This is a genomic window from Anaeromassilibacillus sp. SJQ-5 (assembly GCF_054108045.1).
Genome location: NZ_JBPJWQ010000001.1, coordinates 2780126 through 2795086 on the forward strand (window position 1 = coordinate 2780126; position 14961 = coordinate 2795086).

The window sequence follows — 14961 nt, forward strand, 5'->3', positions numbered from 1 at the left end:
GAGGTCTTTACTTTTAAAATGAATCGGATGTGAAATATTTGTGCAAATTAAAAACGCGGAAACCCGTTGATTATGGGGGAATAATACTTGTCTCCTGTATCCTATTAAGTTGTTGTTTGCTTTATAAAAATTTTTTGTTTGGAAATGATCTTTTTATTTATAAAGATATCGGTTCGGATACTAAAAATAGCTATTTCATGTATTACAATTTATATGTTAATAAGGCTAAGGAACATTTTTTCAATCTTTATGATTTTCGAAACGGTCTCGGGGCCAACCTAATGACCGGCCAAATGTATGCCTTCGATCCATTTTACGTTATTCTGCTTCTTGTTGGTCTCTTCCATTCGCCAGCCGCTATGGGGGGAGCTCTCATTTATGTTAACATAATAAAAATTTGTTGCAGTGGCTTGTTCTGTTATTTATTTTTAAGTTCTTTTCATTTTTCCCGTTTTTCTAAAATAACGGCATCGTATATATACGCGTTCAATGGATTCATAATGGTGTGGGGACAACATTACTTTTTCGCTACATTTTGTGTATTGCTGCCATTGCTTCTGTTAGGAGTAGAACGCAGTCTGCATGACAAGCGATTTTTTCCCTTTTTATGCCTTATCGTTGCAATCTCCTTGTGCTTTGGCATCTATTTTTCGTATATGAGCATGCTTATTCTCGTCCCATATGCGATTTTGCGTTATGTGCAGTCAGAGCAACCAAAAAACGGTAAAACAATTGGTCGGATTTTCAGGGATTTCGCTTTATGGATCTTGTTGGGGGTAGGTCTCTCCGCTGTTATTCTTCTCCCTTCCGCTTATCAAATGTTTATGGTTTCCGGTAGGTTGAATAATGAACAGTCGGTAGTCTCCAGAATATGGGACACATTTACTTCCTTTTATAATCCGGATACCTATCGCTCCACGTTTTTTCGCTTCTTTTCGAATAATTTTCAAGGAATCGGCACCGAATTTTTCGGTGATGTGAATTATTATGAAACCATAAATATTAGTTTTTCCCTCCTGTTTTTATTGGTTGTTCCACAGTTTATATACAATATATTTCATATACAAAGACCCATACGGTACCGTATATCTTCCATCATCGGCTGCCTGTTGATTGCCGGAGGACTTCTAATGCCGGTTTTCAGTCTGATGTTCAATGGATTTGCATACCCTTTTCAGCGTCACAGCTTTGTATTTATGCCGTTATTTGCCCTTATTCTAGCCAGAACCCTTGATGATATGATTATTCGGAAACAGATGTCCAGGCTTCTGTTATGCCTGACGGCTCTGTTCTGCGCCGCTGTCATTATCGATAGACTCCGCAAATTAAGCAATTGGCCGGTATCGGATGGACAAAAGGCTATGTTGACTCTTACATTTTCCGTTATGCTAGCTTGCCTTGCCATCCTGTTCTGTTGTCTGTTTACCTCGTCTTACGAAGTGCCAAAAGGTTTACGCAATAGTCTTTGCATTGCATTGGTTTTGGCAGTAGGCGTCAGTTTATTCGCAGATAACTATCGAACCGTTTCAAATAGGGAAACAATTAAAAAGGATTCCCTGGAAATGGAAGAATTGTTCGGAGAGGATATCCAGCAGGCCTTGTCCTATATTCAAGAGCAAGACGCAAGTTTCTATCGGGTGGATAAAAATTTTTATAGCATCAGTTTCTATTTGGAGGCTCTTTCACAGAATTATAATGGTGTGTGTGCTTACAATTCCATGCTAAATGGAAATCTTATGGAATTCAAAAGTAAGGCGCTGAATGGTAGTGTCAAGAGTTATGCGCAAATTAGTTTGCAGTCAAAAACAGAAAGAAGTCAACCGGCAAAAGAGGCATCGTCACACGCCCCGTCTAAATGCTTCATGTTCATATACTTCTTGCTGCCCCACTGAGTGCCGGCCACATGACGCAGCCGGGCACAGACAAGCATGAGGGCAGAATTACCGTCTGGGAAAGCCCCCACCACGCGAGTGCGACGGCGGATCTCCCGGTTAAGACGTTCAATCACATTGTTGGTGCGGATGCGCGTCCAGTGCTCATAGGGGAAAGCAGTGTAAGCAAGTGTTTCCTCCAGCCCATCCTCTACCTTTTTCGCCGCCTCGGGCAGTTTCATTTCACGCAGAGCGGTCACTACGTCCCGCGCCTTCGCCTGGGCGGCGGCTCTGCTCTCTTGGGCATGGATTGCTTTGAGCATCTTGGCCACCAGCTTCCCCTTGGTGCGTGGGACGCAGGAAAACACGTTGCGGTAGAAGTGTACCACACACCGCTGGTATTTCGCGTCCGGGTACACCTCTCCCACAGCTTCCAGCATACCGAGGCATTTGTCTCCCACGATGAGCTGGACGCCCTCCAGACCCCGCCCTTTGAGCCACTGAAAGAAGCTGACCCAGCTAGCCTTGTCCTCTTTCATACCCTCGGCAGCGCCCAGCACCTCGCGGTAGCCGTCTTCGTTAACCGCAATGGCAACCAGTACGGCCACATTCTCATACTCTCCGCCCCAGTTGCGGCGCAGGTAGATGCCGTCTACATACACATACGGGTACTTACCGCCCTGTAAGGGGCGGTTGCGCCAGTCTTCAATGTGGACATAGGCTTTCTTGTTCAGTTCGCTGATGGTAGAGGGGGACACCTTGCTGCCCCACAGTGCCTCGGTGATGTCCTCCACGCGGCGCACAGATACTCCAGCCAGATACATTTCAATCAGCGCTTCCTCCACGCTGCTCTCCCGGCGGCGATACCGCTCGATGATGGCGGTTTCAAAGGTTGCTCCCTTTAAACGAGGGACGTTCAAGGTCACGTCGCCGGAGCTGGTGGTCAAGTTACGCTGGTAGTGACCGCTGCGGTAGGCCTGCCGCTCCTCGCTGCGCTCGTAGCGCGCCGCCTGGGTCAGTTTCTGCGCCTCCGCCTCCAACAGGCCGTTGAGGGTCTCCTCCACGCTCCCACGCACCAGTTCCCTGATTTCACCCTTGATTACTTCCTCATTTAGTTGTACAATTTTCTCGGACATAGTTTATTGTCTCCTTTCAGAATGGTGTGTCGTGACTTCATTCTACCAAAGACTGCAAACTATGTCTCTTTTTTTATCCCTTTTTCAATTTGCGCAACTTATTCTACCTTATCCGCTGAATCCTGCCGGATTTAAATCTGTCCTCCATTCTTACAATTACTACGATACTTCCCTTGATTTAACTAATATGAAATATTTACTCTCTGACAAGGAGTTGGAGAAGAAAAACTATAAATTCTTAAAACAGTTCGGAAACATTTATGTTTACCGAAACTTAAACACCGAGCAAATCGGGAAATTTTACACAACTGCCATTTCCACAAAAGAGGCTGATAAAATTACCAATCCGAAAGTTCTGTCAACTATTATGAAATACACCGTCATTTTGGATGAACCGCCTCCCCAATATTTAAGTGCTATCCAAAATATTAAAAAAACGGATCAGAACGAAGCATCCATTTTTATATCCACCTCTAAGGATCATGGCGGGAAAATCAACGGGCAGGTGTTTACAAACGAAAACGGTCTTCTTTTTCTGTCTATACCGTATGAAGGTGGTTGGACAGCCAAACTTAACGGTCAATCCGTGCCGATAAAGCGTGCGGATTACGGCTTCATGTGCTTGGAGGTCCCTGCGGGTGATAATACACTGGAACTGTGTTATTCTACGCCGCTTCTATTGCCGGGCGCTATTATAAGCATCTTAAGTGTGGGACTTTTAATCGTCCTGCTGATAGTAAAGAATAGAAAGAGGAAAAAAGCTAATGCTGAAGTTTAATGTGCCTCCTTATATCGGTACAGAACTGGAATTCATCACCAGCGCCATCCAAAACCACAAAATCTGTGGTGACGGTCCATTTACCCAAAAGTGCAATCAATGGCTGAAGGAAAGTACCGGTGTTGAGAAAGTGCTGCTGACAACCTCCTGCACACATGCTTTGGAGATGAGTGCCGTGCTGTCCGAGATAGAGGAAGGTGACGAAATTATCATGCCTTCCTATACCTTTGTCTCCACTGCAAACGCCTTTGTCATGAGAGGGGCTAAGATTGTTTTTGTGGATATTCGTCCCGACACCATGAATATAGATGAAAAACTCATTGAAGGAGCGATAACTGCCAAAACAAAAGCCATTGTCCCTGTCCATTATGCCGGAATTAGCTGTGAAATGGATACCATCATGGACATCGCGCGCCGACATCATATTATCGTTGTCGAAGATGCCGCTCAAGGAATTATGTCCACCTATAAAGGCCGGGCATTGGGTTCCATAGGCGACTTTGGATGCTATTCATTCCATGAAACCAAAAATTACTCCTGCGGCGAAGGCGGAGCTCTTCTTATTAATGATAAGGAGTTCACAGAACGAGCTGAAATTATCCGCGAAAAGGGCACTAACAGAAGCAAATTTTTCAGGGGACAGGTGGACAAATATACCTGGGTCGATTTGGGCTCTTCCTATCTGCCCAGCGAACTTAACGCCGCTTACCTGTACGCGCAGTTAACCAACGCTGACAAGATTAACCAAAATCGTCTTGATTCCTGGAATATGTATTACCATGGTTTGTTCCCTTTACAGGAAAGTGGTAAAATAGAGCTCCCTATTATTCCAAGCGGTTGCAAGGGAAATGCCCATATGTTCTACATAAAGGTTAAGGATTTAGGCGAAAGAACCGCGCTGATTTCCTATCTGAGAGAGCATGACATCATGAGCGTTTTTCATTATATTCCTCTGCATTCTTCGCCGGCCGGACAGCAATATGGTCGATTTTATGGGGAAGATATCTACACCACAAGAGAAAGCGAGCGTCTGCTGCGGCTTCCTTTGTATTATGGCATTCGAAAAGAGGATGTCCTGCGGGTAATAGAAAGGATAAACGATTTTTATGGAGTCAAAAACCACTGTTGAGATTCGTCCTATCACGAAGGCAGATACATCTGCAATACTTCGCTGGCGAAACAGCGAACGAGTCGTTAAAAATTTCATATATCAGGCTCCACTCACTGAACAGGAGCATCTCACCTGGATTAAAAGCCAAGTGGAAACAGGAAAATGTCATCAGTTTATCATGCAGGAATCTGCTACGGGTTTTGCATTCGGAACGATCTATTTGCGAGACGTGGATTATCAACACAAAAAGGCGGAATATGGCATTTATATCGGTGAGGATTCCGCCTTGGGCAAGGGCTATGCCATAGAAGCCAGCCGGCAAATCCTGCACTATGCATTTCATACGCTTCATCTGAATAAAGTCTTTTTACGCGTCCTAGCCGGAAATGAAAAGGCGATGAGAACCTATCGGGCCTGCGGTTTTGTTCCCGAAGGCCGGTTTCGTCAGGATGTCTTTGTTAACGGGCATTTCGAGGACGTAATCTTTATGTCGGTGCTGGAGTGTGAATGGACATGAAAATGCTGAGCTTTGTTATCCCCTGCTATAACTCCGCAAAAACCATTTTAACCGTCGTGAACGAAGTGCGGCAAACGATGGAAGGCAGAAAAGAGTTCACATTTGAAATCATTCTGGTAAACGACAATTCAACAGACGAAACTTTTTCCGTCATCAAACAAGCGGCCTTGAAGGACGGCCGCCTTACCGCCATCGATTTGGCGAAAAACTTTGGGCAGCATAGCGCCTTAATGGCCGGATACAGCCAAGCGACTGGGGATTACATCGTTTCCCTGGATGATGATGGCCAAACACCTGCGAACGAGGTCTTTCGTTTAATAGACAAGCTGGAGAACGGTTTCGATGTCGTCTTTGCATCTTATCCGCAAAAGAAGCACAGCTTTTTCCGTAATTTTGGCAGCCGGATTAACGATATGATGGCTCACCATCTTATTGGCAAACCCAAAGGTTTATACCTCTCCAGCTATTTCGTCGCTAGACGATTCGTCATTGAGGAATTGAAAAGATATACCAACGCGTATCCATATGTATCCGGCCTTCTGCTCCGCTCAACAAACAGGCTGGCCAACGTAAGCGTGAACCATCGGGATAGGGAAATCGGCACTTCCGGATACACCCTAAAAAAACTGCTAGCCTTATGGATGAATGGTTTCACGGCATTTTCGGTAAAACCTCTACGAATTGCCTCCTTATTGGGTGTTATCTTCGCCGGTATTGGCTTTCTCTATGGAATATGGATAATAATTAGTAAGCTATTTATTCGGACGGCTCCTATCGGTTACAGTTCCCTTATGGCCGTTCTGCTCTTTATCGGTGGGACACTGATGCTCATTTTAGGTATGCTGGGCGAATACGTCGGACGTATGTATATTTCCATTAACCGTGCGCCGCAATATGTGATAAGGGAATTGTGTCATGAACCACGTGAAGATCAAAGAGACATTTAAATCCTACGGGCTGCTCCATGGCTTGCTTATTCTATACTCGCTGAGTTCTGTCTGTTCTAAGCTGGCCGCAAAAGAATCGTTTTTATCTTTCCGCTTCTGTTTATTTTATGGGGCGGTCATTATCATTCTTCTTATTTACGCCGTATTCTGGCAACAAATTCTAACGCGCATGTCCCTTTCTGCAGCATTTGCTAACAAAGGTGTTTTACTGATATGGGGCATGGTCTGGGGTACCGTGCTTTTTCAGGAAACCATTACTCCTAAGATGCTTATCGGATGCGCTATTGTTCTGCTTGGCATTTTTCTGGTAGTAGGGGAAGAAAAAAATGGGTAGCTATATACTTTTGTTTTTAGGTTCCGTTTTCTTATCCTCGGTATCTCAAGTAATATTAAAAAAAAGCGCTATGGAACCCCATGAGAACAAACTCAAGGAATATCTGAATATTAAGGTCATCCTTGCCTATGCTTTGTTTTTCATGTGTACCCTTTTTACGGTAATCGCCTATCGAAAAGTACCTTTGTCTCTGGGCCCGATACTGGAGGCCACATCTTATGTCTATATCATGCTGTTCGGCTTTTTCCTTTTCAAAGAAAAAATGACTCTTAGGAAAATTGTAGGCAACATCTGTATCATTCTCGGTATTGTGATTTTCAGTATATAAAGCGGCCCGTATATCCAAGCCTTGGATATACGGGCCGCTTTTCAGCATTACCTTCATGTTTTTCTTCAGACAAGCCGTCACCATTGTCCTGCCCGCGCATACAGTGGAATAGCGAGCCTTCTATTCAGGGGGAAATCTGCGTACCCACACCGTCCCCGCCAGCGACTTTTTTTCGCACGGGGGCCTTATCAGAAAGGAACCATATTATGAGCACTGCGCTATTTATTGTCATCGGCGCGGCTGCGGCACTTTTCCTGGGCTTCCTTATCGTTGTCGTCGTCTGGCAAATCCGCACCCGCCGCTTCCGCCCCAATCCCGACAAAAACGCTCAACAGGAACAGCTTAACCAGGATTTGGAGCCTGTGGGCTTCGCCTACGACCGCCGAACCGATACCTTCTATTCCCTCATGGACTGCTGGCAGCGAAAAATGGGTTACTGCCGGCTGTACGACGAAGCCGCGCCCGGCTTCAATATGATTATGCACTGCGAACCCGTTCCCTTTTTCTACGGGGGAAAACGCTGGCTCGTCGAACTGTGGAAAGGCCAATACGGCATTACTACCGGCGGCGAAATCGGTGTGTACAATACCACGCTCGAAGACGTTCACTCGGAAAAATTCATCGGTACCTTTTACGAGAGCATCTCCGACGACGAACGCCTGCCCATGGCCTTCGTGCTGCGAAAGAACGGCAAGCCCATCATGCGCCGCAAAGGGCTGCACTGGTGGCTGACCGGCTTCAAGCTCGGGGAGTTCTCTCCCACCCATACGCTGACCATGGACGCGCGCATCACCTTCCCGGACAAGGCCATGTGCCGCGCCTTTGCCGACAGTCTGCGGGGCATCGGCTACCAGCCGCATGAATTCTCGGTGCGGGGCCGCACCGCCGTCGTGCATTACACCACGCCGCACACGCCCCAGTCCCTGAATGTCGTACAGGAAGCCGTCATCCAGCAGGCCAACGAGAACAACTGCGGCCTGTACCGGATGGCCACCGCCAAATATTCCGACACGCTGGATAAGCTGGAATACGTCAAGGCAGCCATGCCCGAGCTGTATGAATTCTTCCTGCACTCCCTGTATGCCCGCGGCCTGTTCGAGGCTTTCGAATGGCTGATTGACCTGGTGCACCCGCCGCATCCTCAGCCCTGTCCGCCCGAACCCTGTCCGCCGGATCCGGAACCTCCCTGTCCGCCTCGGCCCCGGCCCTGCCCGGTGGAGTGTCTGCTGATCCGCCCGGTTCCCGGCGAACCGGGCAGCCTGCTGGCCTGCCCCGTGCCCTGCCCACCGGAACCAGAGTCCCCCTGTCCGCCGCCGTGGCCGCTGCCTTGTCCGCCCCAGCCCTGCCCCCCCTCTCCCCCCTGCCCGCCGGAGCCGAAACCGCCCTGTCCCTGCTGCGGTTCCCGTCACTGCCGGCGGCGCGGAAGCTGCGGCAGAAGCGGCGGTCATCGGCCAGAGGGCTGAGGCCATGTTCTCCGTCAAGCAGCGGCTACTCGAGGCCTACCAGGCGGCAAAGGTCATCCCCTTCGACACCTCCTCCAAGTTCATTATTCTCAGCGACTGCCATCGCGGCCAGGGCAACAGCGCCGATAATTTTCTGCCCAACCAGGAGGTCTACTGCGGCGCGCTCGAGTACTATCTGGCCAACGGCTACACCTATATCGAACTGGGAGATGGAGACGAGCTGTGGGAAAATCGAAATCAGCAAACCATCATTCAGACCCACACCAACGCCTTTCAGCTGTTGTCCAAATTCTATCAGGCCGGCCGGCTGCACATGATTTACGGCAACCACGACATTGTCAAGCGGCGAAAAACCTACCCCTGCCAATGCGCGAGCTACTATTGCGACTGCGACCGCTGCGATAAGCCGCTGTTCCCCGGCCTGGAAATCCCCGAAAGCCTGGTGCTGGAAAACCGGCAGACCGGCCAGCGCCTGCTGCTGGTTCACGGCCATCAGGGCAGCCTGCTCAACGACGCCTTGTGGCCCCTGGCTCGCTTCCTTGTGCGGTATCTCTGGGGCCCGCTGGAGCTGGTGGGCTTCCTGGCGCCGGTAGGGGGCGGCCGCCCCCGCCAGAAAACGGAAAAGATTGAAAAAGAGCTGTGCGCCTTCGCGGCCAGCGAAAATCAAATTGTCATCGCCGGGCACACCCATCGCCCGATTTTCCCCCAGCCTGGCGAATGCCCCTATTTCAACGATGGGAGCTGCGTTCATCCCCGGTGTATCACCGGCATCGAAATCGCCGGCGGCAGCATCTCCCTGGTCAAGTGGGCGGTGGGCACCCGAGAGGATCGCACCTTGTTTATTGAAAGGGAGATCCTGGAGGGTCCCATCCCCCTGTCTGCCTATCAAGACTAGCAAAAACCGGCGGGTCCCTCATAAAGGGGCCCGCCGGTTTTTATATCAGCGGTTTTCTTTCCTTTTTTTCGTCAGGTTGGTCGCGCCCAGCACCGCGCAGAGAATCGCCAGCGCCCCGGCCACACCAATTGTCACCAACACCCAGACCGGCTGCTTAGGGGCGGGAATATCGTCCCGGATCACGCTGGGGGTCGCCTGCACATCCCAGTCCACCACGCAGGGAACCGGCTCGCCGGTATAGGCGAAATCGCAGTACAGCGCCACCCGGTATTCCTTTTGGGAACCTCTGGCCAGGGCGTTCTGCCGCAGCCGGATCCCCCCTTCGTCCGCCGCCCGGGTGTAAGGCCCGTCGTACAAGACCGTCTCCCCGTCGGTGATCCGCAGGCGAAGCGCGCTCAGATAGGCCAGCGCCTCCTCGTCGTCATAAGGCAGCTCCACCGCCCGGATCCAGACGTCCACCGCCGCCTTGTCCTCGTTGACAAAACGGAGGATGCCGTCCTCCCGAGCCTCCCCAGCCCGCAGCACAGGGGACTCCCAGAAGGTGCTCTCCTGTGGCTCCTTGAAAATCTGCCCGCTGTTGCCCTGGCTGACTACGGTGTAAATCCGCTGCGCCTGCGCCGTCTCGGCCGAGACAGCAAAACTCGCGGGGAGCAGCAGCGCCATCAGCGCCGCAGCGAGGCGGACGCCCTTGGAAATGTGCCTCATGCCCGTCCGCCCCCTTTCGGCCCGCCGTTATTTTTGGAAGCCCGCACGCTCAGCAGGATGGACAGGCCCGCGAACACGACCACCACCCCGCCCATGATCACCAGCCCCGCCACCGGGAAGCCGAATACGGTGGCCGGCCGATCATCCTCATCGCCCGTCCCGCTCACCTCGGAGGAGACCGGCGCCGGCGCGGTGGGAATATACGGCGCGGTGGACGGCGGCATGGACGCCCCGTCCGCAAAGGGATCCACGCCCCCCGCCATCATGCCGATCTGATCCGCCGTCAGCGCGACCTCATACAGGGCCGTGTCGTCCAGCTCGGCATGCAGGCAGCGGCCGCCGTCGTATGCCGCCCCTATCTTCATGGTCAGCGCCTGCAGTTCCACCATGCTCATCAGCAGCGGATCATCAAACCACAAGGTCCCGTCAATGTACACCTTCATGCTGTGCTCGTCGGAAACCACCGCCACATGGTGCCAGGAGCCTTCGGGCAGCCCGTAGGACACCCCGTCCGCCGCAGGGTTGAACTGCTCGAAATGCATTCCCTCCTGGGTCTTGGTCTTGTTGAAGCCCAGATCGAGATAAATGCCGTTCAGGCTCCCGCCCTCCTTCTGCTTGGAGGCGTCCCGGGCAAAGGGGCTGAAAGCCAGCCATCGCTCTTCCCGCCGGGAATAGGTGAACAGCCGCTGATTGTATCGGGCGTCCTCCTCCGCCCCGTCCGGGGCCCCCAGCCATTTGATCCAGGTAGAAAAGCTGAACCGGTTGGTCTTCAGCTGCGCGTAGCCCAGCTGAAGATATTCCGTCTTGCCGTCCAGCAGCAGCGCCTTGCCGTCGCGCCCATCCACCCAGGTCATCGCGGACGCCCCCTGCTCCTTGCCGTCCTTGTAAAAGCTCACCTTGTCGGAGACCGCCCCCGGCTCGGTGATGATGGAAAGCCGTCCCTTGGAAAAGCCGTCCAGCGCCGCCGCCGGCAGACCGGGCAGCATCCCCGCCAGCAGCAGCGCGCCGCACACCGCCAGCGCCGCACACCGTCTTCCTCGTTTTGCTGTATGCATGGCTCTAAGCCCTCATTTCCTGCTTATTGGTATCCTCTCTATTCTCTTATTTTTTCCCCCTCTTGTCAATCCTATTAAATAAAAAAGAGACGCCGATCGCATTCCCTATCCATTTTTCAGTGTATTCTGCAATCGGCTGCCGATGCGCTCCACACCTCTCGCCGCATGGTGATGCCACGGTCATGAAAATCCGGCGGCCGGCTATGGCAAAAAAATTCCCGCCGGCCTATCGCCCGCGGGAATTTTTTTAAAACCGACAGAGCCCCTTCTGCTCAAGCAACTTGATGAACAGGCCTCCCTGCACCGTCCGGTTCTGAAAGCCGATCTGCTGCGAGGTGACGGTGGAATACCAATCGGTCATGGGCACCCGGGAAGGAGACACATGGTAAGCCAGCCACAGCGGATGGATGAACGCCATGAACTGCTCCTTATCGGGCGCCAATGTCGCCGTCCAGACCAGCCAGTCCGATTTGGTGTAATCCGCCCGGTTGTCCAGCGGCATCCCGTAGGGGTTCAGCCGGGCGGCGTAAGAGGCGAATTCCCGCTCCATGGCCGCCGCCGGGAACAGCCCGGTGCCGAACAGCTTATCCCACACCGCATTGTACTTCATGCTGAAGGTACCCGGCTGATCGAAGGCCAGGCGGAAGCTGCCGTCTCCCTCGGCGGCGCGATCCAACCAAGAGGCAGCCATTTCCCGGGCGGCGGCGTCGAACCGGGCCGCCTCTTGCCGGTCTCCCCACATCCCGCACAACCGGGCGTAGCCCGCCAGCCCCATAATCGCCTTGAGGGACAGGTTACAGTTGTGGGCCAGATGCCCCGCGAAATCGTCGGTACACAGCTGATTTTCCGGATCCACCCCGTGACGCAGCAGATACCCGGCCCATTTGGCCAGCAGCTCTCGGTGCTCCCCGGCAAAATCCGCATCCCCGTCGGCCGCCGACACCGCCGCGGCCATCACCAGCATGTTGCCGCATTCCTCCACCGGCATCTGCCAGCGGGGATCCGTCCCCCCGCCGTATACCTGCCCGTTAAGGATAGGATAGGTTCCCACATCGTGGGGCGCAAAATCAAAGGGCCACCGCTCCTGCGCCGCATAGCGGAAAATCGGCCGCATCATTCCCTTGACCAGCTCGGTGTTGTACAGCAAAAACAGCGGAATAGACGGATAGCTCACGTCCACCGTGGCGGCGCACCCGTTGCTGAAGCACTCCTTGGAGACAAACAGCAGCTTACCTTCCGGATCCACCGCCGCCTTGTGGGCCGCGATGCTCTGCCGCAGGGCGAGAAGCAGCAGCTCGGCGTATTCCTCGCCCCCCGCCTGGGCGGCCTCCCTGGTCAGCGTCTCTCCGAACGCCCGGCAACGTTCCGCCACATCCACGTACTCCGCGTACGCCCGCGCGATTGCCGCGCCGATCGTCGTCCCGTCCTGGTTCCACACCGACTTGAGCGGCTTCCCGAAATAGGTCAGGGAATACACATCGTCGTAGGCGAAGGTGAACAGCGCCTGCGCCTCCCCCGCCGTATCCAGCCCAGCCGTTACATAGACATACCGCATGTTCCCGCCGGCCGGATCGGCCATCTGCCCGGCCTCCCGCTCCCCGTTCACCGACAGATAGAAATAGCCCCAGTCGATCCGCCGGTCGTCCCCGGCCTTGCCCAGCACCGCCTGCTCCTGGCCGTACAGCCGCATGGTGGTGACACCCGGCGCAGCGTCCGCCCGCTCGGCGAAGACCGGGCACTGCCCCGGCTCGTTGAGGCAGAAGGCCTCCGACGCCCGAACGGTGACCGCCACCCGGTGCGCCCCGCCGTCCGTCGTCCGCACCGCTGTGCGCAGATAAGACACCGGCCGGCTCAGCAGCTGCAAATCATCAGGCAGAACGGGGGACAGAAACTCCGCCGTCAGCTCCACCCCGCCGGCCTCGAAGCGGTACCGGGTGGCGAAGGCCTCCACCTCCACGCTCGTCTGCTCCATGCCCGGCAGCCCCAGCCGCCCGGCGTCCCCCATGAACACATAGGTCTCTCCGTCGATGTCCGCCAGCCCGTCCAGCGGCATGTCCCGCCCTGTCCAATGCCGGACGGTCCCGGCGTTCAGCCGGTCTCCCATGGACCAAACACTCATATAGGGGTCGATGGTGATCAGCGGATACGCGGGCGCTCGCAGCTTCATACTCGTCATCCTTTCCGTTGGGATTGCTTTTCCCCTTTAGTTGTAATATACTATTTTTATCCCCCGCTTACCAGGGGAAAAACCGGTGCAAAGGTGTGAAAAACAAGTGAGAGAGGATATTCACTACTTTCTCCCCTCCTCCCCTCTGCCCTTTGTGGTGGAGATGTGCGGCATTTCCTACTGCGATGGCACCTACCGCCAGGAACGGGTGAATTCCCCCATCTGCGTGCTGGAATACGTGGCCGAGGGCACCGGTACCGTCATCGTGGAGGGAGTGGCCCACACCGCCTCGGCCGGCGACGTCTATCTGCTGCCCATGGGCAGCTCGCACCGCTACTTCAGCGACGGGGAGCACCCCTGGACCAAGCTGTTCATCAACGCCTGGGGCCCGGTTATCCCCCCGCTGCTGACCGCCTATGGGCTGGACGGACAGGTGGTCTTCCCCTCCTGCCCGTTGGAAGGGCTGTTCCGGGATCTGTTCGCCCTGTCGGGCGGGGCGGGGCCGGGCGGCCTGCCGCAGGAGACGGTGATGGAGCGGTGCGCCCTGAAATTTCACGAAATCCTCATGGGCCTGTCCGCCTGTCTCAAGGGCCGGGCCGCGCCCCCCGACGAGGCCGCCCGCCTGAAAAACCTCATCGACAGCCGTCTCAATCAGACGGTCACCATCCGGGAGCTGGCGGAGGAAATCTACCGTTCGGAGGACTATACCATCAAGCTCTTCAAACGCCATTTCGGCCGCACGCCCCACGCCTATGCCGCCGAGCGGAAAGCCGCCTTGGCCGTCAAGCTGCTGACCGAAACCCGCCTGCCGGTGGCTCAAATCGCCGCCGGCCTGGGGTACGAGGATCCGCAGTATTTCTCCCACGCCTTCCGGCGGCAGACCGGCCTGTCCCCCTCCGCCTGCCGCAAGAACGCCGCCGCCCCGAAAGGAGAGCCTCCCCATGACTGAACTGCAAGCCCGCCTGCGGGCCCTGGCCGAGCCGGATTACCAGGCCTTCGCCTCCCGCCTGCTCCCCGGGGTGGATAACCTCCTAGGGGTACGCATCCCCCATCTGCGCAAGCTCGCCCGGCAGCTCGCCCGGGAGGACTGGCGCGCCGCCCTGACCGCCATGGGGGACGGCAGCTTTGAGGAAGTCCTGCTGCAGGGCCTCCTCATCGGCTGTGCCAAGGGCACCCCGGCGGAAATCCTCCCCCACGTGGCCGCCTTTGTGCCCAAAATCGATAACTGGTCGATCTGTGACAGCTTTTGCAGCAGCCTGAAGCTGGCCGCTGCCTATCCGGAGCCGGTCTGGGACTTTCTCCTGCCCTATCTGGGCAGCGGCCGCGAGTTCTCCGTGCGCTTCGCCGTGGTGATGCTGCTGTTCTACTACCTGGACGATGCCCATATCGACCGGGTGCTGTCCCTGCTGGACGGCGTCAGGCAGCCGGACTACTACGCCCGCATGGCCGTGGCCTGGGCGGTGTCCATCGCCTATGTCCGGTTTCCGGAAAAAACGTTGGCCTATCTGAAGACCTGCTCTCTGGACGATTTTACCTATAACAAGGCCCTGCAAAAGGCCGTGGAATCCCGCTGCGTCGGGGAACCCGCCCGCTCCCTCCTGCGCGCCATGAAGCGCTGATACGGTTGCGCCCACGCCCCCGTTTATGCTATACT

The 14961-nt window shown here is 54.4% G+C and carries 15 protein-coding genes; 11 read left to right on the forward strand and 4 right to left on the reverse strand.

Annotated features, from left to right (window positions below):
- Positions 1-29: 29 nt before the first annotated feature.
- Positions 30-1892, forward strand: coding sequence for a YfhO family protein (locus ACSAMM_RS11870; RefSeq protein ID WP_457791581.1), 1863 nt, complete (start codon positions 30-32; stop codon positions 1890-1892).
- Here ACSAMM_RS11870 and ACSAMM_RS11875 read toward each other — a convergent pair.
- The gene (locus ACSAMM_RS11875) at positions 1817-3007 is read right to left on the reverse strand and encodes an IS256 family transposase (RefSeq protein WP_457789050.1); all 1191 of its coding nucleotides are present in this window, start codon (positions 3005-3007) and stop codon (positions 1817-1819) included. The two genes, ACSAMM_RS11870 and ACSAMM_RS11875, sit on opposite strands and share 76 nt — an antisense overlap.
- A 31-nt stretch (positions 3008-3038) precedes the next feature.
- Between ACSAMM_RS11875 and ACSAMM_RS11880 the strand changes: the two genes are divergently transcribed.
- The 8 genes from ACSAMM_RS11880 to ACSAMM_RS11915 all read left to right on the forward strand — a co-directional run bounded on the left by ACSAMM_RS11880 (position 3039) and on the right by ACSAMM_RS11915 (position 9380).
- Positions 3039-3785, forward strand: coding sequence for a YfhO family protein (locus tag ACSAMM_RS11880; RefSeq protein WP_457791583.1), 747 nt, complete (start codon positions 3039-3041; stop codon positions 3783-3785).
- Complete coding sequence (rffA, locus tag ACSAMM_RS11885; RefSeq protein WP_457791584.1) at positions 3772-4914, forward strand: dTDP-4-amino-4,6-dideoxygalactose transaminase; 1143 nt, start codon at positions 3772-3774, stop codon at positions 4912-4914. The genes ACSAMM_RS11880 and rffA overlap by 14 nt, the downstream gene beginning before the upstream one ends.
- A complete protein-coding gene (gene pseH, locus ACSAMM_RS11890; RefSeq protein WP_457791585.1) occupies positions 4892-5413 on the forward strand; it encodes a UDP-4-amino-4,6-dideoxy-N-acetyl-beta-L-altrosamine N-acetyltransferase in 522 nt (173 codons plus the stop codon). Before rffA ends, pseH begins: the two co-directional genes overlap by 23 nt.
- A complete protein-coding gene (locus ACSAMM_RS11895) occupies positions 5410-6360 on the forward strand; it encodes a glycosyltransferase family 2 protein (RefSeq protein ID WP_457791586.1) in 951 nt (316 codons plus the stop codon). The genes pseH and ACSAMM_RS11895 overlap by 4 nt, the downstream gene beginning before the upstream one ends.
- On the forward strand, positions 6329-6694 hold the full coding sequence (locus ACSAMM_RS11900) for a transporter (protein WP_457791587.1): 366 nt from the start codon (positions 6329-6331) through the stop codon (positions 6692-6694). Before ACSAMM_RS11895 ends, ACSAMM_RS11900 begins: the two co-directional genes overlap by 32 nt.
- Positions 6687-7022, forward strand: a complete 336-nt coding sequence (locus ACSAMM_RS11905) for an EamA family transporter (protein ID WP_457791589.1) — start codon at positions 6687-6689, stop codon at positions 7020-7022. The genes ACSAMM_RS11900 and ACSAMM_RS11905 overlap by 8 nt, the downstream gene beginning before the upstream one ends.
- A 206-nt stretch (positions 7023-7228) precedes the next feature.
- Entirely contained in the window at positions 7229-8485 is a 1257-nt protein-coding gene (locus ACSAMM_RS11910) for a DUF4474 domain-containing protein (RefSeq protein ID WP_457791590.1), read from the forward strand.
- 4 nt (positions 8486-8489) lie between these two features.
- On the forward strand, positions 8490-9380 hold the full coding sequence (locus ACSAMM_RS11915; RefSeq protein WP_178724284.1) for a metallophosphoesterase family protein: 891 nt from the start codon (positions 8490-8492) through the stop codon (positions 9378-9380).
- A gap of 45 nt (positions 9381-9425) precedes the next feature.
- On the opposite strand, the gene ACSAMM_RS11920 is transcribed toward ACSAMM_RS11915, so the two are convergent.
- From ACSAMM_RS11920 to ACSAMM_RS11930, 3 genes are all read right to left on the reverse strand, one after another.
- Positions 9426-10085 (reverse strand): hypothetical protein, encoded by a 660-nt coding sequence (locus tag ACSAMM_RS11920; protein ID WP_178724360.1) that lies wholly within the window; start codon positions 10083-10085, stop codon positions 9426-9428.
- The gene (locus ACSAMM_RS11925) at positions 10082-11140 is read right to left on the reverse strand and encodes a LamG domain-containing protein (protein ID WP_457791591.1); all 1059 of its coding nucleotides are present in this window, start codon (positions 11138-11140) and stop codon (positions 10082-10084) included. The genes ACSAMM_RS11920 and ACSAMM_RS11925 overlap by 4 nt, the downstream gene beginning before the upstream one ends.
- A 247-nt stretch (positions 11141-11387) precedes the next feature.
- Positions 11388-13307 (reverse strand): glutaminase domain-containing protein, encoded by a 1920-nt coding sequence (locus tag ACSAMM_RS11930; protein WP_457791592.1) that lies wholly within the window; start codon positions 13305-13307, stop codon positions 11388-11390.
- 106 nt (positions 13308-13413) lie between these two features.
- Between ACSAMM_RS11930 and ACSAMM_RS11935 the strand changes: the two genes are divergently transcribed.
- Positions 13414-14256, forward strand: a complete 843-nt coding sequence (locus tag ACSAMM_RS11935; protein WP_178724354.1) for a helix-turn-helix domain-containing protein — start codon at positions 13414-13416, stop codon at positions 14254-14256.
- Positions 14249-14926, forward strand: a complete 678-nt coding sequence (locus tag ACSAMM_RS11940; protein WP_457791593.1) for a DNA alkylation repair protein — start codon at positions 14249-14251, stop codon at positions 14924-14926. The genes ACSAMM_RS11935 and ACSAMM_RS11940 overlap by 8 nt, the downstream gene beginning before the upstream one ends.
- The last annotated feature ends 35 nt before the right edge of the window (positions 14927-14961 follow it).

Coding starts and splice junctions, on each gene's coding strand:
- ACSAMM_RS11920 (WP_178724360.1), bottom strand. CDS start 10,085: ATGAGGCACATTTCCAAGGGCGTCCGCCTCGCTGCGGCGCTGATGGCG.
- ACSAMM_RS11895 (WP_457791586.1), top strand. CDS start 5,410: ATGAAAATGCTGAGCTTTGTTATCCCCTGCTATAACTCCGCAAAAACC.
- ACSAMM_RS11905 (WP_457791589.1), top strand. CDS start 6,687: ATGGGTAGCTATATACTTTTGTTTTTAGGTTCCGTTTTCTTATCCTCG.
- rffA (WP_457791584.1), top strand. CDS start 3,772: ATGCTGAAGTTTAATGTGCCTCCTTATATCGGTACAGAACTGGAATTC.
- ACSAMM_RS11910 (WP_457791590.1), top strand. CDS start 7,229: ATGAGCACTGCGCTATTTATTGTCATCGGCGCGGCTGCGGCACTTTTC.
- ACSAMM_RS11925 (WP_457791591.1), bottom strand. CDS start 11,140: ATGCATACAGCAAAACGAGGAAGACGGTGTGCGGCGCTGGCGGTGTGC.
- ACSAMM_RS11940 (WP_457791593.1), top strand. CDS start 14,249: ATGACTGAACTGCAAGCCCGCCTGCGGGCCCTGGCCGAGCCGGATTAC.
- pseH (WP_457791585.1), top strand. CDS start 4,892: ATGGAGTCAAAAACCACTGTTGAGATTCGTCCTATCACGAAGGCAGAT.
- ACSAMM_RS11875 (WP_457789050.1), bottom strand. CDS start 3,007: ATGTCCGAGAAAATTGTACAACTAAATGAGGAAGTAATCAAGGGTGAA.
- ACSAMM_RS11930 (WP_457791592.1), bottom strand. CDS start 13,307: ATGAAGCTGCGAGCGCCCGCGTATCCGCTGATCACCATCGACCCCTAT.
- ACSAMM_RS11900 (WP_457791587.1), top strand. CDS start 6,329: ATGAACCACGTGAAGATCAAAGAGACATTTAAATCCTACGGGCTGCTC.
- ACSAMM_RS11915 (WP_178724284.1), top strand. CDS start 8,490: ATGTTCTCCGTCAAGCAGCGGCTACTCGAGGCCTACCAGGCGGCAAAG.